This is a genomic window from Yoonia sp. 2307UL14-13 (assembly GCF_037572755.1).
In the GTDB taxonomy this organism is placed as follows: domain Bacteria; phylum Pseudomonadota; class Alphaproteobacteria; order Rhodobacterales; family Rhodobacteraceae; genus Yoonia.
This window is the reverse complement of sequence record NZ_JBBIFZ010000007.1, coordinates 1-22387: the sequence shown is the minus strand read 5'-3', so window position 1 is coordinate 22387 and position 22387 is coordinate 1. Positions and strand designations below refer to the sequence as shown.

25 protein-coding genes are annotated in these 22387 nt (G+C 58.1%); 7 read left to right on the top strand and 18 right to left on the bottom strand.

Annotated elements, in window-relative coordinates:
• Positions 1-7 precede the first annotated feature (7 nt).
• The 8 genes from V8J85_RS15805 to V8J85_RS15770 form a co-directional block, all read right to left on the bottom strand.
• Positions 8-748: a hypothetical protein gene (locus V8J85_RS15805; protein ID WP_339954731.1), complete on the bottom strand. Its 741-nt coding sequence runs from the start codon at positions 746-748 to the stop codon at positions 8-10.
• 3 nt (positions 749-751) lie between these two features.
• Positions 752-1270, bottom strand: a complete 519-nt coding sequence (locus V8J85_RS15800) for an SMI1/KNR4 family protein (protein WP_339954730.1) — start codon at positions 1268-1270, stop codon at positions 752-754.
• A gap of 39 nt (positions 1271-1309) precedes the next feature.
• Positions 1310-1588, bottom strand: a complete 279-nt coding sequence (locus tag V8J85_RS15795) for an HNH endonuclease (protein WP_339954889.1) — start codon at positions 1586-1588, stop codon at positions 1310-1312.
• Positions 1589-1632: 44 nt separating this feature from the next.
• The gene (locus V8J85_RS15790; RefSeq protein ID WP_339954729.1) at positions 1633-2151 is read right to left on the bottom strand and encodes an SMI1/KNR4 family protein; all 519 of its coding nucleotides are present in this window, start codon (positions 2149-2151) and stop codon (positions 1633-1635) included.
• Between the two features lie 15 nt (positions 2152-2166).
• Complete coding sequence (locus V8J85_RS15785) at positions 2167-2544, bottom strand: HNH endonuclease (RefSeq protein ID WP_339954728.1); 378 nt, start codon at positions 2542-2544, stop codon at positions 2167-2169.
• A 309-nt stretch (positions 2545-2853) separates the two neighbouring features.
• Entirely contained in the window at positions 2854-3057 is a 204-nt protein-coding gene (locus tag V8J85_RS15780) for a hypothetical protein (RefSeq protein WP_339954727.1), read from the bottom strand.
• Complete coding sequence (locus tag V8J85_RS15775) at positions 3054-3386, bottom strand: hypothetical protein (RefSeq protein ID WP_339954726.1); 333 nt, start codon at positions 3384-3386, stop codon at positions 3054-3056. Before V8J85_RS15775 ends, V8J85_RS15780 begins: the two co-directional genes overlap by 4 nt.
• 149 nt (positions 3387-3535) lie before the next feature.
• On the bottom strand, positions 3536-4411 hold the full coding sequence (locus tag V8J85_RS15770) for a 3-hydroxybutyryl-CoA dehydrogenase (protein ID WP_339954725.1): 876 nt from the start codon (positions 4409-4411) through the stop codon (positions 3536-3538).
• Between the two features lie 157 nt (positions 4412-4568).
• Here V8J85_RS15770 and V8J85_RS15765 point away from each other — a divergent pair, with 157 nt between their 5' ends.
• A complete protein-coding gene (locus V8J85_RS15765; protein WP_339954724.1) occupies positions 4569-5417 on the top strand; it encodes a DUF6473 family protein in 849 nt (282 codons plus the stop codon).
• A gap of 50 nt (positions 5418-5467) precedes the next feature.
• Here V8J85_RS15765 and V8J85_RS15760 read toward each other — a convergent pair whose 3' ends face one another.
• Together V8J85_RS15760 and V8J85_RS15755 are read right to left on the bottom strand one after the other, a co-directional pair.
• Positions 5468-6394, bottom strand: a complete 927-nt coding sequence (locus V8J85_RS15760; protein WP_339954723.1) for an electron transfer flavoprotein subunit alpha/FixB family protein — start codon at positions 6392-6394, stop codon at positions 5468-5470.
• On the bottom strand, positions 6394-7152 hold the full coding sequence (locus V8J85_RS15755) for an electron transfer flavoprotein subunit beta/FixA family protein (RefSeq protein WP_339954722.1): 759 nt from the start codon (positions 7150-7152) through the stop codon (positions 6394-6396). Before V8J85_RS15755 ends, V8J85_RS15760 begins: the two co-directional genes overlap by 1 nt.
• A gap of 223 nt (positions 7153-7375) precedes the next feature.
• Between V8J85_RS15755 and V8J85_RS15750 the strand changes: the two genes are divergently transcribed.
• Entirely contained in the window at positions 7376-9226 is a 1851-nt protein-coding gene (locus tag V8J85_RS15750; protein WP_339954721.1) for an extracellular solute-binding protein, read from the top strand.
• A gap of 259 nt (positions 9227-9485) precedes the next feature.
• Here the strand turns inward: V8J85_RS15750 and V8J85_RS15745 are convergent, their stop codons facing one another.
• The 6 genes from V8J85_RS15745 to V8J85_RS15720 all read right to left on the bottom strand — a co-directional run bounded on the left by V8J85_RS15745 (position 9486) and on the right by V8J85_RS15720 (position 13994).
• A complete protein-coding gene (locus V8J85_RS15745; RefSeq protein WP_339954720.1) occupies positions 9486-10697 on the bottom strand; it encodes a C4-dicarboxylate ABC transporter substrate-binding protein in 1212 nt (403 codons plus the stop codon).
• A 203-nt stretch (positions 10698-10900) separates the two neighbouring features.
• A complete protein-coding gene (locus tag V8J85_RS15740) occupies positions 10901-11788 on the bottom strand; it encodes a sulfotransferase domain-containing protein (RefSeq protein WP_339954719.1) in 888 nt (295 codons plus the stop codon).
• Positions 11789-11791: 3 nt separating this feature from the next.
• Entirely contained in the window at positions 11792-12364 is a 573-nt protein-coding gene (locus V8J85_RS15735) for a cob(I)yrinic acid a,c-diamide adenosyltransferase (RefSeq protein WP_339954718.1), read from the bottom strand.
• Positions 12365-12367: 3 nt separating this feature from the next.
• Positions 12368-12574 (bottom strand): twin transmembrane helix small protein, encoded by a 207-nt coding sequence (locus tag V8J85_RS15730; RefSeq protein WP_339954717.1) that lies wholly within the window; start codon positions 12572-12574, stop codon positions 12368-12370.
• Positions 12575-12634: 60 nt separating this feature from the next.
• Positions 12635-13462 carry an SDR family NAD(P)-dependent oxidoreductase gene (locus V8J85_RS15725; protein WP_339954716.1) on the bottom strand — a complete coding sequence of 276 codons (828 nt, stop codon included), beginning with the start codon at positions 13460-13462 and terminating at the stop codon, positions 12635-12637.
• Positions 13463-13502: 40 nt separating this feature from the next.
• A complete protein-coding gene (locus tag V8J85_RS15720; RefSeq protein WP_339954715.1) occupies positions 13503-13994 on the bottom strand; it encodes an SH3 domain-containing protein in 492 nt (163 codons plus the stop codon).
• Positions 13995-14145: 151 nt separating this feature from the next.
• Between V8J85_RS15720 and V8J85_RS15715 the strand changes: the two genes are divergently transcribed.
• From V8J85_RS15715 to V8J85_RS15700, 4 genes are all read left to right on the top strand, one after another.
• Entirely contained in the window at positions 14146-16485 is a 2340-nt protein-coding gene (locus V8J85_RS15715) for a DNA topoisomerase IV subunit A (RefSeq protein WP_339954714.1), read from the top strand.
• Between the two features lie 36 nt (positions 16486-16521).
• Positions 16522-16893: a hypothetical protein gene (locus V8J85_RS15710; protein ID WP_339954713.1), complete on the top strand. Its 372-nt coding sequence runs from the start codon at positions 16522-16524 to the stop codon at positions 16891-16893.
• A 41-nt stretch (positions 16894-16934) separates the two neighbouring features.
• Positions 16935-18239 (top strand): PepSY-associated TM helix domain-containing protein, encoded by a 1305-nt coding sequence (locus V8J85_RS15705; RefSeq protein ID WP_339954712.1) that lies wholly within the window; start codon positions 16935-16937, stop codon positions 18237-18239.
• A 136-nt stretch (positions 18240-18375) separates the two neighbouring features.
• Positions 18376-20265, top strand: a complete 1890-nt coding sequence (locus tag V8J85_RS15700) for a PhoX family protein (protein WP_339954711.1) — start codon at positions 18376-18378, stop codon at positions 20263-20265.
• 43 nt (positions 20266-20308) lie between these two features.
• Here V8J85_RS15700 and V8J85_RS15695 read toward each other — a convergent pair whose 3' ends face one another.
• On the bottom strand, positions 20309-21397 hold the full coding sequence (locus tag V8J85_RS15695) for a CAP domain-containing protein (RefSeq protein WP_339954710.1): 1089 nt from the start codon (positions 21395-21397) through the stop codon (positions 20309-20311).
• Between the two features lie 307 nt (positions 21398-21704).
• The gene (locus V8J85_RS15690) at positions 21705-22079 is read right to left on the bottom strand and encodes a VOC family protein (RefSeq protein ID WP_339954709.1); all 375 of its coding nucleotides are present in this window, start codon (positions 22077-22079) and stop codon (positions 21705-21707) included.
• Positions 22080-22264: 185 nt separating this feature from the next.
• Between V8J85_RS15690 and V8J85_RS15685 the strand changes: the two genes are divergently transcribed.
• Positions 22265-22387: GTP-binding protein (locus V8J85_RS15685; protein ID WP_339954888.1), on the top strand; the 123-nt coding region annotated here is incomplete at its 3' end.

Here is a 22387-nt window from a genome sequence, read left to right as displayed (position 1 = left end):
AGCAGAATTAGTTCAGATACCGCAGCCGCCCGTCAAAGCCTTCGGGGTCTCTCCACGAAAACAGGCACGGATCCGTTCCCTCGCCGAAGGGGTTCAGTTCAATCAGGACAACGTCCGACCCGGTCAGATCTCGTGTCGGTTCAGCGCCTACAAACACGTCCGCAATCACGGTATCCAAAGGTAGCTTGGCGATATGGGACTGAGCGAATTCATAAAGCGCGGCATTAATCCTGACGATATTGTCGGTGATCTCTACGAACCGTTCTTTGTAAAAGTACTGGGAAATCCCTTGGATTTTTCCGGCTTTGACAAAAATCCGGAACTCTGACCAGGGCGGAATATCGACCCATTTGCGAAGGTGCAGAACCGCGCCTTCATCGGCCACTGCGCATGCCGACAAAGCCCGACCAATGCGCCGATCATCTTGCGTGATGGTCCGCATGACATCACCGAAATTCCGTGCCGGTTCATGAACCAGGGTTGATGCTTTCCAACTGCACAGACCCAACCGAGGCATGACGCCGTCAGGGTACTTGTCCAAAGCTGCGTGGATGGCTTCTTGTGCCTCCTCCGACAGGGTGCTTTGACCGGAATAGACGTGGTGTTTCATGTAGAATGCGTTGAAGTGCCCAAGAACCGTGACATCCTCGGACGTCAAAGCGACCTCGACACCCGGAATGCTCAACTCTTTCAGTGCGTCGGGCCAGTTTTCGGGGAAGGTCGCCCGTAGGGCATCTGGGAAAAACACGCGCTACAGATCCAGTACAAGATCGACCGCCGGATCGTCATCGACAGATGCCATCCTGTTCCAGGGTGGGGTTTTCCCTTCGTCTTCATAGTAGGCGAAGGATTTGAGTAAATGTGCAAAGCTGTCGGCTATCCGTCGTTTGGTGCCATGAATGCCGTCGGTGCCATAAGATGACCAAAACCAGATTGCGCCGATGTCTGATGGATCGAGCGATATTATGATTTCATCACCACCACCCTCTACAGCTATACAAATGAAGGGAGCAGAAAAATCACGCATTATAAGATCGCGGCCGCTCCTTGTCTCAATACGATCAGCGGTGTGAAAATACTGCACAGCAAACATGCGCAGAGGACCTTCAAGTATGATCGATTCTTTCAGCTTGACGGTATTTGGGAAAATGTGTCCGCCGCCATACTTCAACATGAACTGCTTATAATGCTTCAACGAAGGGGTTTCGTTGCCTTGAAGAATTTTTGTCAAAGTCTCAGGATCAGTTGGGCTTTCCGGTATGATCTTCACTATATTTCTCCTGGTTAGAAAGCGTCAGCATGTTGCCCTTCAAAAAGAGACACCCCCCCCGGTATGCCGGTTGGCTGCGTGGATTTCTTCCGGCACTAATTCCATTGTCACGCCGTCTTCTTTGTGGTGCCATGTGAATTCCTTTCTGTCGTATCCGTCCGGTAGAGAGCCATACTTGTCGATGTATGCTTTCTCAGCCAAACCGAAATCGCCAGTCTCCGGGTTTTCCAACCTATTCCCTCGCATGGGTATCTCGACCGACCCCTCTGACACCCCGGAAAAATCCGGAAATCCGTTTTTATACTCAACTCGGGCCAGTTTTCGGGAAAGGTCGCCCGTAGGGCATCTGGGAAAAACACGCGCTATAGATCCAGTACAAGATCGACCGCCGGATCATCATCGACAGATGCCATGTCATTCCATGGCGGCGTTTTTCCTTCATCCTCGTAGTAGGCAAAGGACTGGAGCAAATCGGCAAAACTGTCGGTGATCCGGCGCGTTGTTCCGTGAATGCCATCGGTCGTGAATGATGACCAGAACCAGATTGCGCCCATATCCGATGGATCGAGCGATAGTATCACTTCATCGCCTCCACTGACGGCTGCTATGGCAATAAAGGGTTGTTCAAAGTCGCGCGCAATTATGTCCATGCTAGCTCTCTTCAAAATCCTCTTCGGATCATAAATGGACTGAATGGAAAATACTCTTAAAGGTCCCTCTAGATTAACCGGCTCGTCCAATCGCACGCTATTTGGAAATACTTGCCCACCGCCGTACTTGCGCAAAAAGGCTTTGTAAGGCTTCAGCGTCGCCCCATCTTGCCCCTGCAGTAATTCATCAACCTGTGCAGGTTCGACGGGCGTCTTGGGAATTATCTTCAAGGCCAGCTCCTGTAATCAAAAGTTGTCAGCATGCTGTCCTTCGAACAGCGATACACCGCCTGTATGTTTGTTGTTGTCATGAATATCAAAGGGGACCAACTCCATTGTAGCGCCATCCTCCTTATGGTGCCACGTAAAGTCTCCATCGTAATAACCATCTGGCATTTCACCGTACTTTTCTTTGTAGGCTCTTTCAGCCAAACCAAAATCCCCGGTTTCTGGATTCTTTAACCTATTACCTCGCATGGGTATCTCGACCGACCCCTCTGACACCCCGGAAAAATCCGGAAATCCGTTCTTGTACTCAATCGGGGTGTCCGTGCCTCCATTCGGATGCCAAACACCATCACCGCGCTCGGCGGGATTGCCATCCTTGTCCAGCCATTGGCCCAATCTGTTGCCGTTGTCATCGAATTCCCGGGGGCATTGGCGTATTGCGGACCTTTCAGGGTCGCCTTCTTATCCATGCAACGCCGGTCGGTGCCGCACTTTGCAATCGCCTCGTCATAACGTGCGCGGTTGCGTCTGATGATATCGTCGCAATATCGCCCGGCCGCATCCTTGGTGCGCTTTAAAGACTCTCCGATCGCCGTGCGACCGACGTCAAGCGCACGGCGCAGGTCGTTTACCTTATTGGCCAGCCGCCCCGCCTTGATACCGTCCCCGGCCAGCGGAGCCAGACCAACAACATCGAACAGCACATCACCCCGTGTTCCACCCCAAAAGCGATTTTCCGATGGAAACAAGATCTGCAGCGGTGCCCGCCGGTGGAGGTGCCATGCTGGCCCCGGTGAGAACGCCATCAGCAACTAAATCTCCGTATTCGTTGCTGAGTTGCTGAAGCTCCTGATAGGCGGTCCGCTGCTGCGCAACATCAATTCCATCTTCTCGAAGATAAGCACTCATTGTCTCAACTCCTCACGCCGCTTCACCATATCAGGATACCAATAGACCGCATCTGCGTTCATGATGGCTGCAACGGCGCTTTCTTTGGGAACATCGTAGCAACGATCGATTTTCTGGGGTCCTGTCAGAGCGTCATCAGCAAAGATTTCTGCAAAACCTTTCTGAATGAAAAAGTTTGCGCCGATTTGCCACATCAAGGTGATGAAATGCGCCTGTGATTGAGGATCGGTCAGGTCCCGGCTTTCAGCATATCGCCGACCGTTTACAACCATTTCCCGTTTTCCTTCATCGGACAAGGAATAGAACTGTTCGGGAAGATGCGTTTTCATGAAGTCGTTCACATACCAATCGCAAAAACCTTTATCCGATTGAATGGGTTTCGTGAAAAAATCGTTCGAGACGCGAAAAACCACAAGTTCTCCATCGAAATGACGATCAAATTTTGATCAGAACAGTCAAAATAATTCAAGCCTGACCACTACCGCGTCGGCACCGGCTCTTCCCCGCGATAATCATAAAACCCGCGCTTCGATTTCCGCCCCAGCCATCCGGCCTCGACGTATTTCGTCAAAAGCGGGCAGGGCCGGTATTTGGTGTCCGCCAACCCGTCATGCAGCACGTTCATGATGGCCAGACAGGTATCCAGCCCGATGAAATCGGCCAGTTCCAGCGGGCCCATCGGGTGGTTGGCCCCCAGTTTCAGCGATGTATCGATGGATCTGACCGACCCCACCCCTTCATAAAGCGTATAGATCGCTTCGTTGATCATCGGCATCAGGATGCGGTTGACGATGAAGGCCGGGAAATCCTCGGCGGTGGCGGCTGTCTTGCCCAGCCGCTCCACGACCTCTTCACAGGCGGTAAAGGTCGGCTCATCCGTGGCGATCCCGCGGATCAATTCGACCAGTTGCATGATCGGGACCGGGTTCATGAAGTGAAAGCCCATGAACTTTTCCGGGCGATCCGTGCTTGACGCGAGCCGGGTGATCGAAATGGACGACGTATTGGACGTCAGGATCGTATCGGGTTTCAGATGCGGGACAAGGTCCTCGAAAATCGCGGTCTTGATCGTCTCGCGCTCGGTTGCGGCTTCGATGATCAGGTCGGTCTGGCCCAGATCGGTCAACGTGGCTGTGGTGCCGATACGCCCCATCGCCGCCGCCTTGTCATCGGCGCTTATCAGATCGCGGCTGACCTGCCGGTCCATGTTTTTGTCGATCATGTTCATGGCGGCGTTCAGGGCGTCTTCGCTGATGTCGGTCATCAGCACCTCATAGCCCGCCAACGCAAAGACATGGGCAATCCCGTTACCCATCTGGCCCGCGCCCACGATGCCTACACGCTCGATTGTCATGATCCATGTCCTCGCTGGTTTCAGCGCACCATAGGCCCCGGCGGGGGCGGGCTTCAAGCCGGGTCAAGCGGTAAAGATTGTCTCAAATTGCGCCGTTAGGAAATTTTCAAACTCGATCGCCGAATCTGTGTCCTGGGTGAATTGAAATGGTGGACGGATGACACAGGATTCATGTGAACAGGACAGGTTGGATTACGCGCCGTGCCGCTATGGCGGGTCGCGCATGGTGTTTCGGGGGCCGCGTCGACGGCTCGACCAGCCATATCTGGCCTTCATCGGCGGAACGGAAACCTATGGCAAGTTTCTTGAGCGGCCTTATCCCACCATGGTCGAACACGCGCTCGACCGGCCCTGCATCAACCTGGGCTGCGTGAATGGCGGAATCGATGCATTCGTCAACGACCCCGCCCTGATGGAGATCTGTCATGATGCCGAGATGACGGTCGTTCAGGTCATGGGGGCGAATTATCTGTCCAACCGGTTCTATTCCGTTCATCCGCGGCGAAACGACCGGTTCGTGCAAGCATCGAGTGTGTTGCAGGCGATCTATGGCGATGTCGATTTCTCGGACTTCACTTTCGTGCGGCATATGCTGGGCGATCTGCACACGACATCGCCGAAACGGTTCGAAACCGTCGTCGGTGAAGTGCGCGAGGCATGGACCGCACGAATGAAAAACATGCTGGGCCAGATCGGGACACGCTCGATCCTGATGTGGTTTTCCGAAGAAGAGGTTAGCGACCGGCATTGGTCGGACCGACACGCGCAGTTGCAGGTCGATCCGCTGTTCATCACGAAATCCATGCTGAATGAGCTGCGACCGATGGTGCAGGATATCGTGATCGTCAATCCGTCACGCGCGGCATTGGCCACTGGGACGGCGGGGATGACATTCCTGCCGGATCAGGAAAATGCCGCATCCGAATTGATGGGGGTGGCCTGCCATGAAGAAGCCGCCGATGCGATCATCGCAACCGTTCAAACCATGATGCGGCAGGTGGCCTGAACGAAAGGGCCCGCAGCAGTGCCACGGGCCCTCATCGGTTTGAGTTGGCTCTACAGCTTTTCCGTCAGTTCGGGCACCGCGGTGAACAGGTCGGCCACCAGACCATAGTCAGCCACCTGAAAAATCGGGGCTTCTTCGTCCTTGTTGATCGCGACGATGATCTTGCTGTCTTTCATCCCGGCAAGGTGCTGGATCGCACCCGAGATACCGACAGCGACATATAGATCAGGTGCCACGACCTTACCGGTCTGACCGACCTGCCAATCGTTCGGGGCATAGCCGCTGTCGACGGCGGCACGGGACGCGCCAACAGCCGCACCCAGCTTGTCCGCCAGTTTCTCGATCAGGGCAAAGTCATCTTCCGACCCGACACCGCGGCCGCCAGACACGACGACACCGGCCGATGTCAGCTCTGGACGGTCGCTGGCTGCGACCTTGTCTTCGACCCATTCCGACAGGCCGGGATCGCCAGCAGCGCCGATGCTTTCGACGGCGGCAGACCCGCCCATGGCGGCGGCATCATAATTTGCCGTCCGGATTGTCAGCACTTTCTTGTCGTCGGACGATTTTACCGTCTGGATGGCGTTACCCGCATAGATGGGGCGTTCGAACGTGTCGGTATCGACAATCCCCGTCACTTCGGAAATGACCATTGCGTCCAGCAGGGCGGCGACCCGTGGCATCACGTTCTTGGCGTCCGTCGTGCCAGGGGCGGCGATGTGGGTGTAGTCACCGGCCAGCGACACGATCAAGTCCGCCGTCGCTTCGGCCAGGCGATGACCCAGCGCAGCATCCTCGGCGCACAGCACCTTGGCCACGCCGTCGATCTTGGCGGCCTCATTAGCGGCGTCCTTCGCAGACGCACCCGCACACAGCACGGTCACGTCACCCAACGCCTTCGCCGCAGTCACGGCCTTGGCCGTCGCATCGACCGACAATGCGCCGTCGGTCACTTCACCAATCAGAAGAACAGCCATTACACAGCCCCCGCTTCTTTGAGTTTCTCGACCAGTTCATCGACCGATCCGACCATGATACCGGCCTTGCGTGTCTCTGGCTCGGTCGTTTTCACGATGGCCAGACGCGGGCTGACATCCACGCCGTAATCGGCCGGTGTCTTTGTATCCAAAGGCTTTTTCTTGGCCTTCATGATGTTGGGCAGCGATGCATAGCGCGGTTCGTTCAGGCGCAGGTCGACGGTGATGATCGTCGGCATCGTCACCTTTATGGTCTGCAAACCGCCATCAACCTCGCGGGTCACAACGGCATGACCGTCTTCCAGGTTGACCTCGGATGCGAACGTGGCCTGCGACCAGCCCAGCAGCGCCGACAGCATCTGACCAGTGGCGTTCATGTCGTTGTCGATCGCCTGCTTGCCGCAGATGACCAGATCGGGGCCCTCTTCCTTGACGACGGCGGCCAGCAGTTTGGCGACAGCCAGCGGCTCGATATCGGTGTGCACATCATCGGCAGCCTCGATCAGGATCGCCCGGTCAGCCCCCATGGCAAGCGCGGTACGCAGCGTTTCCTGCGCCTTCGCGACGCCGATGGAGACGGCGACGACTTCCTCGACCTTGCCCGCTTCACGCAGACGGATCGCCTCTTCGACGGCGATTTCGTCGAACGGGTTCATCGACATTTTGACGTTGGCAAGATCGACACCCGAACCGTCCGCGTTCACGCGAACCTTCACGTTGTAGTCGATCACGCGCTTGACCGGCACCAGGACCTTCATTTGCGTATCTCTCCCAAAAGAATCTGACAATTATCGTTCTCGGGCCGTTGTTATCGTGCGCGGCAGGTCAAAAACAGTGCAAAATCGACGCGGCGCACGCCACCGACGCCACGTTTTTGACCATAACGTCAAGTGTGCAGCATTTCGTCGTCATGGGCGCAAGCCACCTTGACAGGGGACGATGGCTGCGCGTGACTTGGTGTCAGGCAATCCGGGGGAAATAATGAAGCGACCTATCACAGCGACACTCATCGCCGTCCTTTATGGCGGCGCAGCTTGGGCCGAGGTGACGATCAGCCACGGCTATTCCGCCTTTGGCGATCTGAAGTACGGACCCGACTTTACACATTTCGCCTATGCCAATCCCGATGCCCCGCAAGGCGGGACGATCCGGCAGCGCCAGCTCTACGGGGCCACGACCTTTGACAGCATGAATATCTTCATCATCAAGGGCGACTCCGCCCCCGAGGTCAGCCACCATGTCTATGACAGCCTGATGGTGCGCGCTTTCGACGAACCCGATGCGCTTTATGGTCTGGTCGCCGAAACGATCGAATACCCCGAAGATCTGTCATACATCGCCTTCGACATGCGGCCCGAGGCGCGATTTCATGACGGCGAACCTGTCACCGCGCAAGACGTCGTTTTCACCATCGACGCACTGAAAACCGAAGGGCATCCCTACTACCGCAACCTTCTGTCGGATGTCGAAAACGTCACGGCCGAAAGTGACCTGCGCGTGCGGTTCGATCTGGCGCCGGGCGCAGGCAGTGCCTTGCCGGGTGACATCGCGGAACTCGCTATCCTGCCGGAACACTTTTACGAGGCGAACCCATTCGACGAAAGCTGGATGACCCCGCCCCTGGGTTCCGGCCCCTACGAACTGACGGGTATCGACGCACCCCGGACGATTACCTTTTGCAAGGATCCCGATTACTGGGCAGCTGATCTGCCGGTGAACGTGGGGCGCAACAATTTCGAATGTTTCGCCTACGAATATTTCGCCGATGACACAGTCGGGTTCGAGGCGTTCACCGCGGGCGAATACACCATGCGGGTCGAAAACCGGTCGACCCAGTGGGCGACCGGTTATGATTTTCCGGCGATCGAGCGGGGCCATGTCAAAAAGACGATCCTGCCCGACAGCCGCCCGGCACGTGCGCAGGGCATCTGGTTCAACATGCGCCAGCCTGCCTTGCAGGATATCAGGGTCAGGCAGGCGATCGAATACACGTTCAACTGGGAATGGACGAACGAAACGCTGTTTTACAGCAGCTACAAGCGCACCGACAGCTTTTTCGAGAACACCGATATGGAGGCGACAGGCCTGCCCGAGGGCCAAGAGCTTGCCCTGCTTGAGGAATTTCGCGATCAGCTTCCCCCTGAGGTCTTTGATGAACCACCGCATGAGCCCTATGCCGGTGGCCCCAATCCGCGCGACCGGGGCGGTCTGCGCGCTGCGTCGCGTCTCTTGGACGAAGCGGGGTGGATAACGGGTGATGACGGTATGCGCCGTAACGCGGATGGTGAGCTGCTGACCCTTGCCTTGGTCGACGACAGCGCCAGCTTGGGTCGGATCATAACGCCCTTTGTCGAAAACCTGCGCAGTATCGGGGTGGATGCGACCTTCGATGTGGTTAATCCAAGCACCTGGACCGAACGGCGCCAGACCTTTGATTTCGATCTGGCTTTTATCGCCTGGGCCGTCCAGACGAACCCGGGTGCCGAACTGCGGGCGTTCTACGGCTCTGCCGCTGCGGCGTCCGAGGGCAGCAACAACCTAACGGGTCTCGCCGATCCGGTCGTCGATGCCCTTATCGAAAAGGCCGTCGCGGCCGAAAGTCGCGAAGAGGTGGTGACAGCGGCGCGGGCGCTGGACCGGGTGTTGCGGTCCAAGAATATCTGGATCGGCACATGGCATCTGGGGGCGCATTGGGTAGCTGTCTGGGACATTTTCGGCAGGCCCGAGGAACCGGCGCCTTATGATTTCAACCGCGGTGTGGATTTCTGGTGGCTGGACCAGGAAAAACACGACGCGCTGGTGGCCGAAGGCGCGCTCGACCCACAGATTTGACCGATCGCGCAACGTTCGGCGGGTGACAAACGATGCGTCGGCTCACGCGCCCGCGAATCATGTGTTAACGCAGAAAAAACAGGCGATTTGGGCCATCTGAAAATCATCGGACTTTCATCGGAATTCCATCGGACCTTCATACGGCAAATCGCGCCGTTAACGCACCGTGCGGTCAGAAAGTCGAGAAAGGGTAAAGGTCCGACGACTGCCTTGCGTGCAAATAGTCGGCCCCATCGCTGTGCGAGGGGCCGACTATCTTTTACTGACTATCCTGCAGCGTGTCCGACACCAGATCGTACAGCTCTTGCGCGGGAAGGCCCAAAGTGGTGTTGGTGGCGACCCACTCATTCGCCGTTGGCGCGGCCACTTCGGAATTGATGGCGCTGAGGATCCCCTGGTCGATAGTGATCTCAATAATTCCGCGATCACGCAGTGTATTGTCCCAGGCCGCCATCGTCGATTGTTCATAGTTCGTGATAAAGTGATCAAGCGCCTCATCAACCGATGATAGAAGCGCCACCCGGCTGGGTGTCGGCAGCGCGTTCAGCGCGTCGGTGTTCACGACGACCGGACAGTTCGCGGTGCCAGGGTTCAGGTTGGTCGTCCACCAAAGCGCGTTATTGACCGTCTCGAACGCCATATGCGCATGCGGGGCAAAGGCCACGGCGTTGATTTCGCCGTTGGACAGCGCATCTTTGACCTGCGGGGCAGGGAGGTTGATCGTGGATGCTCCGAGCGCGTTGATCGCATCCCCTGCGCCGCCTGTGGCGCGAACGGTCATATTTTGGAATGCGGCCAGTGTCGTTGGCGGCGTTCCGACCCCTGCGATGTTGTATTGCGGTTGCGGTGTGGGCATCAATAGCGTCGCATTCCAGCGCGCCAGATCGGCGATAACGGCAGGGTGGTTGTAGACCGCCTGTGATACGGCCCGTTCCTGTTCCATCGACGTGACGCCAAGAAACGGCAGTTCGAGAACCGTGATCGACGGATTCTTTTCCGGATGATAGCCGGCGCAGAATTGCGCCATTTCGAACGTGCCAGCTGCGATCCCATCAAGGTTTTCGCGGCTTGGTGCGAGGCCACCGTACGAAATGTTCAGGGTGAATTCACCATTTGTGTTCTGTTCGACCAGTTCGGCCAGTTTTTCCACATGTTCGGTGAAGGCCCGGCGCGAACCCCATAGCGACACGTCCCAGACGATTGGACCTTCCTCAACAATGGCCCCCGGACAGCCATCACCGATGCAGTCAACATTGTCGGCGCGGATGTTGACCATGCCCATCTGCGGTGAGTTGATCGTGTAGATGCCACCTTCGAACGACACGAATTCGCCCGTCAGTTCGAACGATTGTCCGTTATTGGAGCGAAGCGTGACCTCTTCGGCATTTGCGGGGAAAGCGGCCAACAGTGCGACGCCTGTCAATGCGGCTGCGGTCTGGGTGCGCATGCGGCGCAGGATCGTCGATTTCATCGTTTCGTTCTCTCCACATTTCGGTGACGGGGCTTGGGTAGTACAGATGTTGTGCTGTTTGCCTTCAGGTCAACAATCGGCGTATCTCAGCCGAATTGGGCCAAAATTAGCCAAAATTAAAGAATTAACCCGACCTTTACAAATTTGCCCTCTAACGCACCGAAGGGGCAGAAAACCACGAATGGTAAATCCCGGTCCTGACGTTACCTTTCCGCTTTCCCCGCAGCGCCATTTTCCAGCCATGCGCGGTCTGCCGGGTCCAAATGTGCGTCCATCATGGATGCGTAGGCGGCCAGTTCGTCACTTGTCAGCTTACCGTGCCATTTCCCGCTGGTCGCACTGTCAAAGAACGCCGAATCCGATTTGAAAAAGCCCTTCCCGCCCGACGGCGCATAGCGTTCCGCATTTTGCTTCATATGGTCGAACGTCGCCGCTGCGATAAGCCGTTCCATCACCGCTTGGGAATGGGATAGACCCAACAATGCCGAAACCTTGGCAAAGACGCCTGCCAGATCCGCCTTCATGTCGGCGTAGTGAAACAAGGAGACGTTCGGCCGGTCGGAAAGCGCATTGGCCGCCTTGTAATGCTGAATGATATGGGCAAGTGGCATGGCATCGGTATCGAACCCCTCTGCACCGCCGTCCAGAAATCGGCGAAAGGCGATGCCTGTCGTATCGCCCTCGGGATACCAATGGTCGAACCACGGCAGCGGCACGTTGCGCACATGTTGCCGGAACGAAAAATGTGCATCAAGCGGGTGACGGAACACGCAGATGTACTGGGCCTGATCATCCAAAGGCAGCCCGTCCATCGGCGTGTGGCTTTTCATGCTGCGGCGGTGGGTCATGGCGTCAAGCCGCTCTGCCACTTCTGACATTTCGCGGATGCGGATATCGACCCACGGCATTTTTACCGACAACTCCGTGTCGACCTCTGGATCGCCTGACAGCAACAGGGCGACGATGGTTTGCATCCATGTCGTGCCGCATTTGGGCGGCGTGACGACGAACACGTCATCCGGGCGGATCTTGACCATATCCCAGCGCCGGTTGTCCGTCAGCGGCCCAAGATAGAGCTTGCGGTCGGCCATGCCCTACCGGTTCGCGCCCGGCACCCAAAGCACGTCATCCTTGCCGTTGTCGTTCGCGATCCGCGCCGCCTGGAAAAACCAGTCGGACAGGCGATTGAGGTATTTCACCGCTGCGGGATTGACCGACTCCATCGTCGCCAGTTCAACCGTTAACCGTTCGGCCCGGCGCGAGATCGTCCGGCACAGGTGCAGATGCGCGGCAAGGGGGGAGCCACCGGGGAGGATGAAGCTGCGCAGGGGTTCGACCATCTTTGTCATCGCGTCGATTTCGCCTTCCAGCCGTTCGACCTGCGCGTCGGACATGCGCAGGGGGGGGTATTCGGCCTCATCATCCTTTTCCATGTCAGGGCGGCAGAGGTCTGCGCCGAGATCGAACAGATCGTTCTGGATCATGGCCAGTTGTGCATCCATATCGCCCGTCGCATGCAGGCGGGCCATGCCGACAGTCGCGTTGGTCTCATCCACGGTGCCGTAGGACGTCACCCGCATCGAATGCTTCGCCACCCGGCTGCCATTGCCCAGCGCGGTTTCCCCGTGGTCCCCGGTCTTGGTGTAAATCTTGTTCAGAACAACCATGGCTTAACCCCCTTGCCTGCGCAGAAACACGTATATCAGGATCAGGATCACTGCCACGAATTGCGCCCCGATCCGCCAGCGCATGATTTTGTTGGCGTATTTCTTGTTGAAATCCCCGCCCCGACCAAAGCCGCCGATCCCCAATAGCAGGATCCCCAACACGATCAGAACGGCGACGGCGACAAGCCAGAACAGCGGATCATCGGCCATATGCGGTCCTTTCCTTCACGTCCCCCGCGATGTAGCAGGCCATGCGGTGAAGGAAAGCCTTCACGCTTTCAAAATGATCGCGTCGAGCAGCCGCGTCGGCAGCACCCGCCGCAGAAAACCCATCAGATAGGTCGGCGTGGTGACGTAGTATCGGGGCTTCGGGCGCGGCGATGTCAGCGCGTCCAGCAGTTTTTTCGTCACTGCAGGGGCGGGAAGCTCGAACTTGTCTGGCCCGCTGTCCTTGTACAAACGATCCTTGACGTCATCATACTCGGCCCGTCGTGCTGAGTTTTCCCAGTCGATCCACTTCTCAAAATGCGGGATTGCGTTTTGCCGGATATTCGATGTGATAGGCCCCGGTTCGATCAGGATCACCTTGATCGGCGTATTCGCCATTTCCATCCGCAACACGTCGGTCAGCCCCTCCAGCGCGAATTTTGTCGACACGTAAGCGCCGCGCCACTTCATCCCGACAAGACCCAGGACAGAGGAACAATTCACGATCCGCCCATGCCCTTGCTGTCGCATGACGGGGATCACCAGCCGGGTCAGTTCGTGCAGCCCGAACAGGTTGGTCTCAAAGATTTCGCGCAGGCCAGCGACGGGCAAATCTTCCAAAGCACCCGGGCAGGCAAAGGCCGCGTTGTTGTAAAGCGCATCCAGCGTGCCGCCCGTCGCCTCGAGCGTTTCGGCCAGACCGTTCACGACGCTGTCGGGGTCGGCCATGTCGATCAGGGGGCTGTCGAACCCTTCGGCCTGCAGGCGCGCGCAGTCCTGCGGTTTGCGGCAGCTTGCGAACACCCGCCATCCGGCGGCGTGCAGACCCTTCGCTGCGTCATAGCCGATGCCCGACGAAGATCCGGTGATCAGGATGGATTTCTGTGTCATGCCCGCTTTGTGCCTGCGTGTCACAAATCAGGCAATAGCGTCATCCGTCGGTAAGCAACCGTTCGGCCATCCAGCCGGTCTGCCCGCTGTCCAGCAGGCGAATTTGCGCCCAACCGTCGCTGTTGCTGGCGATGATTTCGGCCTCGGTGCCTTTTGGCAATGTATTCAGGACGTCAAACGCGGTGCTGGGTCCGTCGCGCATGTTCACCCAGTCGCCTGTGACCAGACGAATATCACGCGGATCGGCTGGTTCGGGTGCGGAAACGGGCGCTGCTGTGCTGATGAGGACTGGCTCGCGTTCATAACCGACACGTTCGATCGCTGCCTCTTGTTCAGCGACGACTTGTGGCGTGACCTGAGGTTCGGCGACGAAGGTCACGACCGTTTCCTCGGCTTCGGGCAACGGCGGCACAATCGCCTTGGACCGTGCAACGGCAGGCTCTCTTTCCAGCGGTTGGAAATCTGCGCCCCCCGACATTTCGTAGAAGGCCCAGAAGAGCATAAGACTCGTCACGATAATCAACTTGGGCATGGTGGCAGCTCCGATCCCCTGATAACGACTCAGTGTATATCACATTCGTGAAACATTACCGAATGTGGTTGTATGGGAGAGTGAACGCCCGATCTGCCGATCAGTTCCGTCATGCCTTTACCGTCTGCCCGCCCGTCGCTAAACCAAATCCATGAGCGATCAGAGCAGTGCGCCGGAAACCGGCCCGAACGACATCACAGAACCACTGCGGCGCGCCATTGGCGACCGCTACCTGACCTATGCCTTGTCCACGATCATGCACCGGGCGCTGCCCGATGCACGGGACGGGCTGAAGCCGGTGCATCGGCGGATTCTCTATGCGATGTCGCGGCTGCGCCTGTCGCCGACCGGGGGGTTCCTGAAATCGGCCAAGATCAGCGGCGACACGATGGGGGATTTCCACCCGCATGGGGATGCGGCGATCTATGACGCGATGGCCCGCCTCGCGCAGGATTTCAACGTGCGCTACCCGCTGGTGGACGGGCAGGGGAATTTCGGCAATATCGACGGGGATAACCCGGCGGCCAGCCGTTATACCGAGGCGCGGATGACGGTGGCGGCCGAGGCGCTGCTGGAAGGTCTGTCCGAAGATGCCGTCGATTTTCGCGACAATTACGATGGGCGGCTGACCGAGCCGGCAGTTTTACCCGCAACCTTTCCCAATCTCCTCGCCAATGGCTCCAGCGGGATTGCGGTGGGCATGGCCACAAATATTCCGCCGCATAATCTGGATGAACTGATCAAGGCCTGTCTGCGGCTGATCGAAAGGCCGGATACACGGGATGACACGTTGCTGAACGACATTCCCGGCCCTGATTTTCCAACGGGCGGTGTGATCGTCGAGCCGCCAGAAAACATCGCGACCGCTTACCGGACCGGGCGCGGATCATTCCGCCTGCGCGCGAAATGGGAGGTCGAGGATCTGGGCCGGGGTCAGTGGCAGATCGTCGTCACCGAAATCCCCTATCAGATCCAGAAATCAAAGCTGATCGAAAAGCTGGCCGAGGTGATCCAAACGAAGAAGGTGCCACTCCTTGCCGATGTGCGGGATGAAAGCGCCGAGGATATCCGCGTCATCCTCGAGCCCCGGGCCAAGACCGTCGATGCGGATGTCATGATGGGCATGCTGTTCCGCAATTCCGATCTGGAAACGCGGTTCAGCCTGAATATGAACGTCCTGATCGACGGGCTGACGCCAAAGGTCTGTTCGCTGAAAGAGGTCCTGCGTGCCTTCCTCGATCACCGCCGCGATGTGCTGGTCCGGCGCAGCAAATACCGGCTGGAAAAGATCGACCATCGGCTTGAGGTCCTCGAAGGGTTCATCATCGCCTTCCTGCATCTGGACCGCGTGATCGACATCATCCGTTATGACGACGATCCCAAACAGGCACTGATGGTCGAAGATTGGTCCAAGGATCACGTGCGTGCGACATCCGAGAAAGACTACGTCTCGCCGGTTGGCGACGATCCCGAAGTGTCACTGTCCGAGGTGCAGGCCGAGGCGATCCTGAACATGCGCCTGCGCAGTTTGCGGCGGTTGGAAGAGCTTGAACTGATCAAAGAACGCGACACGCTGATGGAAGAGCGGGCCGGGATCGAGGACCTGCTGGAAAGCGATGACCTGCAATGGGCCAAGATCGCGGAACAGTTGAAGGAGACACGCAAGGCGTTCGGCAAAACCGGTCCAGGCGGTGCAAGGCGCACGGCGATCGAGGAAGCCGAAGAAGTCGTCGAGGTCCCGCTGGAGGCGATGATCGAAAAGGAGCCGATCACCGTCGTTTGTTCGAAAATGGGGTGGGTCCGCGCGATGACCGGTCACATCGACCTGACCCGCGAACTGAAATTCAAGGACGGCGACGGGCCGCGTTTCATCTTCCATGCCGAAACCACGGACAAACTGCTGGTCTTTGGCGCGAATGGCCGGTTCTACACTGTCTCAGCCGCCAACCTGCCCGGTGGTCGCGGTATGGGCGAACCTTTGCGCCTTATGATCGATCTGCCAAATGATGTGGAAATAGTGGATATCTTAATCCATACATTAGGCCAGAAGCTGATTGTTGCTTCGGCTGAGGGGAACGGATTTGTGGTGCCGGAAGAGGAAGTCGTGGCGCAGACCCGTGCGGGAAAACAGGTGCTGAACGTGAAGGATACTGTCGCGAAAATCTGCACCCGCGTCGCGGGCGATCATATCGCCGTGGTGTCCGAGAATGCCAAATTTCTCGTCTTCCCGGTCGAAGAATTGCCCGAGATGAACCGCGGCAAGGGCGTCCGCATTCAGAAGTATAAAAAGGCTACCGGGCGGCAGGGGATGCTGGAACTTGACGGCGGTTTGTCGGACCTGACGACGTTCCAGTGGGGCGACGGCCTGTCGTGGCCCATGGGCGGCGGCAAGACCCGGACCGAGCCGGACATGACCGAGTGGAAAGCGGCGCGGGCAGGCGTCGGGAAGCGGCCCCCTTACGGCTTTCCCAAGAACAACAAGTTTAGCTAATTGAAACGGGCCGTGCGCAGATCGTGTGTACGCTGTGTGTACAGCATGTGCACGCTTTGTGTACGTGGTGTGCTTGTCCTTTTGTTGATTGCCGGGCTGCTGATCCCGCGTATGTCCGCCGTGATCGCCGATGTCATTCCGAGCATCCAAACGATGGTCATCTGCACCGGCGAAGGTTTGATCACCCTGACCATCGGGCCGGAGGGCGAACCGATCGAAGTCGTCGAAAACCAGCAGCATCCTTGCGTGATGTCCGAGGGCGTGACCTTCGCCACCGTCGCCATCCCGTTCTGGCAAAAACTGGCCGCTGATTATTTCCACGCCTTCGCCATTCGCGAAAACACCCGGATCCTTGACGACCATCTGATCCGGCTTGCGCTGACCCGCGCACCGCCTGTCGTGACCTGAGCCTTAACCACTCAAATCACTCAAAAGACAGGATAATACTCATGACTGATGCAACTGCATCGGCATCGGCCGCGTCGCAAACGACCGGCGGTGCCTTCTATCGGCTCGTATGGAAATGGCACTTTCTCGCCTCTCTCTACGTGCTGCCCTTCATGGCCATGCTCGCCATTACCGGGGGAATTTACCTTTACAAACCGCAGATCGAAGAGGTGATCTATGCCGATCGCCTGAACGTCGCCGTCGGCGATGCGCGGCAACCTTATGAGGCGCAGCTGGCCGCCTTATCCGAGGTCGCCGAAGTGACCCGCATTCGGGGGATCGAGATCGAAGATCAACCCGGTCGCGCGACCTTGGTCACCTATGACGACGCCGACAAGATTCGGACCCATGCGTGGATCGACCCATACACGTCTGAAGTTTTGGCAACCCAACCGCGCGATGAGACGGCGATGCGTATCCTGCGGAAATTCCACGGAGAATTGCTGCTGGGCGATTTCGGCACCAAGTTCGTGGAGCTTGCCGCGCACTGGGCGATCGTGATGTTTATCACTGGTTTGTACCTCTGGTGGCCACGCGGTCAGCGAACGCTCGCCACGGCCTTGACCCCGCCCAAGGGCAAAGGCCGCAGCTTCTGGCGCGAGACGCATTTGTTCACCGGCATCCTCGCCGCCGTGCTGGTCGTGCCCATCATCGTTTCGGGCCTGCCATGGACGGATGTCTGGGGCGGTGGCCTGACTTACGTGCAAGAGCAGACCGATACAAAGTCTAAGAGCCTGCGCTTTGGTGGTGATGTGCCCAATTCGACGATCGCCGAGGGCACGCCGATCACCTATGAACAGGTCTTTGCGGTCGCTCGGGCCGAGGGGCTTGTGGCGCCATACGAGACCCGACCGCCGAAGAACGCCGACGCTGCATATTGGGTTCGGTCGGCCAGTATCAACCGATCGGAACAGACCGAATTGATTGTGGATCAGTATAGCGGTGAGGTGCTGAAACGGCATGGTTTTGCGGACAATCCGGGCTTTGCACGGGTGGTGTCGCAGGGGATTTCGTTCCACCAGGGTGAGCTTTATGGTTGGCTGAACCTCGCACAGAATACGCTTGCTGCGATCCTTGCGCTTATTCTCTCCGTCTCGGGTTTCGTCGCCTGGTGGATGCGCCGTCCTGCCGGATCACTGGGCGTACCCGCCGCGCCCGAGGCGTCGCTGGGCACAGGGATGATCGTTCTCGTCATAGGTCTGAGCCTGCTGTTTCCGCTAGTGGGTGCGTCACTTGTGCTTGCGCTTTTGCTTGACTGGTTGCTGTTCCGCAGGCTTGGATGGTTTCAGAGTCATAGGGGGGCCTGACTCAAAGGGGAGGTCGGCGGCTGAAAGGTCGCCCTTTCCCGCATTTTTTGAACCAGTATCTGTTTCTGTCACAAACTTGAAAAATACCGATCCTAGGCTCCCGGATGTCTGCATTACCAGCAAGGAGCCAGTGAAAATGAAAGATATCGATACGTCAGACCTGTCATGGGACGATTGGGACGAGTTGCAGCGCCCAGCGCCTGAAAGTGTGGAATTCGACGCCGTTGTCGAAGCGGCGATTTCGCGCCGCGGTTTTCTAACAGGTGTTGTGGCCTTCGGGTCCGGTGCCGCTGTGATGGGGACGGGCCTGCTGTCCGGCACGTCTGCCCAAGCGCAGGCTGCCAGCCGTTTCGGCTTTACCCCAATCCCGATCCAGACCGATGGGACGGTGCATGTCCCCGAGGGTTACACCTGGCATTCTGTCGCCCGTTGGGGTGATCCGCTGTTTTCAGATGCCGAGCCGTTGAGCCAGGAGAGTGCGATCAGCGTCGATAGTTCCGACCGCGTGTTCGGCGAAAACACCGATGGGATGGAGTCGTTCGTTGTTGATGGCCGTCAGGTGATCGCGGTGAACCATGAATATGTGAACCCTGCCATCAACCTGCCGCTGACCGAGGGTGAGACGACCAGCGCCGACGACGTGTTGACCCTGCAGAACATGCAGGGCGTGACCGTCATGGAGGTCGCCGAAGGTGAGGATGGCTGGAGCATTGTGGTGGACAGTGATCTGAACCGCCGGATCACCCACAACACGCCGATGACCATTGCCGGGCCTGCTGCCGGGCATCCGCTGCTGCAGACGCCGGATGATCCGGATGGCACGACGGCGCTGGGCACGATGAATAACTGTGGTTCGGGCAAGACGCCTTGGGGGACATATCTGACCTGTGAAGAGAACTTCAACGGGTATTTCGGTTCAACCGATCCAGAGGCCGCACTGCCAGAAGATTACGTCCGCTACGGAATCGGTGCAGAAAGCCGCTATGGCTATGAAAAGTTCGACGCCCGCTTTGACGTGTCGCAGAATCCGAACGAGCCGCGCCGTTTCGGCTATATCGTCGAGATCGACCCGACCGATCCGACGTCGCAGCCGATCAAGCATACCGCGCTGGGCCGGTTCAAGCATGAAAATGCGGCTGCCGTTCTGGCCCCCGATGGCCGTGTCGTCGTCTATATGGGCGATGATGAACGGGGCGAGTTCATGTATAAATACGTCTCGAACGGCGCCTACACACCGGGTGGTCCAACGTCGGAATTGCTGGATGATGGTCAACTTTACGTGGCCCGGTTCGACACCGACCAGACCGGGGAGTGGGTTGCCCTGACGCCCGAAGCGACGGGTATGGATGAAGCCGAAATCGCGATTTTCAGCCGTGCGGCAGGATCAGCTGTTGGCGCGACCACCATGGACCGGCCGGAATGGGTGGCCGTCAATCCGATCGCGGTCGAGGGCTATTGCTGCCTGACCAACAATTCGCGCCGCGGGCCTGATTTCACGAATGCCGGCGGTGATCCTGCCTTTGCGGTGGAAAATTCGCCTAACCCGCGCGATGCCAACCGCTATGGTCAGATCGTGCGGTGGCGTCCCGTCAATGACGATCATGCCGAAACCAAGTTCGAATGGGACCTGTATGTGATGGCCGGTAACCCCAAGGTCCATGACGATGCCTATGCCGGATCGGACAACATCAACGAAGGCAACCTGTTCAATTCGCCTGACGGAATGATGTTCGATTCGACCGGTTTGGTCTGGATCCAGACGGATGGCGACGACAGCAACGAAGAGGATTTCGTCGGCATGGGCAATAACCAGATGCTGGCGGGTGATCCCGTCTCGGGTCAGATCGAGCGGTTCCTGACCGGGCCGAACGGGTCCGAGGTGACGGGCCTGACATGGTCTGCCGATCGCCGCACGATGTTCGTGGGGATCCAGCACCCGGCGGCGCCATTCCCGGATGGTGAAGGTCAGCTGCCGCGGTCGACCGTGATTGCGGTGAAACGCGCGGATAACTTACCTGTGGGCTGAATGGGTAAGGGCAGCGCGCTGGCGCTGCCCTTTTCCTTTGGCGTCAGCCAAAGTCCATGTCGTAACGGCCTGGCCCGAAATCGGCGAAGAGGTCGGTGATCAGATCGTTGAATTCCGCGCGATCGGCAGTCGTGGTCGTGCCGTCCGGACCCGCGACCGTTCCGGTGAAGGTGTCGGTGCCGTCGCCCATATCGTCGAAGACGAACATATCGACGAAATCGAAGGTCAGTCGCCCTGCCGACAGGATTGTCGTGCCGTCACCGACGGGACAATCGAATAGATCATCCGGCAGGTCGGCGACATCGGTATCGTCCTCCGGTGGCACTTCGTCCTCGCCTTGGTCGGCGGTGTCGTCCGCGTCGTCGTCATCGGCAACATCGGTTTCGTCATCGTCGTCCGGCATGTCGTCGTCGGTCGTATCGGGAACATCGTCGCCTGCGGGCGTGTCATCCTCGGCCACGTCCGTATCGTCATCTTCATCGGTCTCGTCGGGAATATCCATATCATCTTCCGGCACCGGGCCGGGTTCCGGCATATCCGGGGCCGGAGGTGTGACGTCGTCGGTGTCGTTGTCCGCCATGTCCGGGCCATCGTCAGATGGAGTTTCCTCTTCCGGTGGTACGACCGGTGTCTCTGTGGGTGCATCTTGATCATCCGACACAGAGGGCGGCGGCGCCTGCACCGCGTCGCTGCTGCCGAAGTTCTGGGTGATCATCACGGCCTCCCATTCGCGGCCCTGGGTCGTGAAATCACCAACCTCGATGCCTATCCCGATATCCTCCAGATCGGGATTCAGCAGGTTCGCCCGGTGGCCCGGGCTGTCCATCAGGCTATCGTGGATTTGCGCGACATCGTCTTCGATGCCCGGCGCGCCGCGTTCGCTTTGCCAACCGATGTTTTCCGCCGTGCGCCAGCTGCCTTCCAGCGGATATTCAGCGGCGATCCTGTCGGTCGCGCTTGATCCGCCTGCACCGGTATGGCTGAAAGTGTCCGTGTCCAGCATCCACTGGCTGTGATCCTCGCTGGCTGTGTTCAGCGCGTTGTTGATCTGCAGCGGATCCAGCCCGCGCGATGTCCGCTCTTCGTTGATCAGGTCGAGCATTAACAGTTCGACGTCACTTGCCTCGCTCATGTCGTATCCTTTTCGTCGGTTCGGCCCTGCCAGCGGCTGGGCGCAGTGAGTGGTGTGGCAGCGCGGACGCGCTGCCATTGGAAAGCCCTGTGGTGTTGGGAAAAGGGCCCGGAAGCCGACGCATCAGATTGATACGATGCGTCGCAAGGCGGACCCTAGTGACGGTCTGCGGACGCGATCAACCGCCCGGAGCGGATGCAAGGGGGCGCCGGCGACGAACAGCTTGTGCCTGCCCAGCGGCTCGGCGGTTTCTTACTGTTCGCAAAAATGCGCTTATGGCCACTATCGTCGGGTAATTGTTTCCCGTTTAGCGATGCTGATCGACAAGGATCGGGTTCCCGTCGGGGTCGATCACGACGAAACTTGCCGGGCCGGTGGTTGTCTCATCCGCCTCGCTGAAGAATTCCACGCCCGCGGCTTTCAATTCTTTCTGGATGTCGCGCACATCAGTAAAGTCGTCGAGGTTCTGCGCGTTCTGGTCCCAGCCGGGATTGAAGGTCAGCGTGTTCTTTTCGATGAATCCACCGAAGAGACCGATCACCGTTTCGCCGTTGCGCAGCATGACCCAACCCTGCGCTGCATCACCGCCCATGGGGGTGAAACCAAGTTTGCCATAAAAATCCTGGGAGGCCTGAATATCTTTGACGTTCAGGCTGACCGAAAATGCGCCGAGTGCGGGCATGATAAAATCCTTTCTTTGATCTATGTGGTCAGCATAGCGGTATCATGCGCTGTCGTGAAATAGCCGGGGTCGCATGCGCCCGATTGATGCGATCCACCCCTTGATTTCCCCCTGCTTTCCAAATACATCGCCCGCGATATGGAAATGGGCCGCAAAGGCCCGGTAACTGCAAGGGTCCGCACGCTATGGCTAAGGAAAAGTTCGAGAGAAACAAACCGCATGTGAACATCGGCACGATTGGCCATGTTGACCACGGGAAGACAACGCTGACGGCGGCGATCACGAAGCAGTTCGGCGACTTCAAGGCG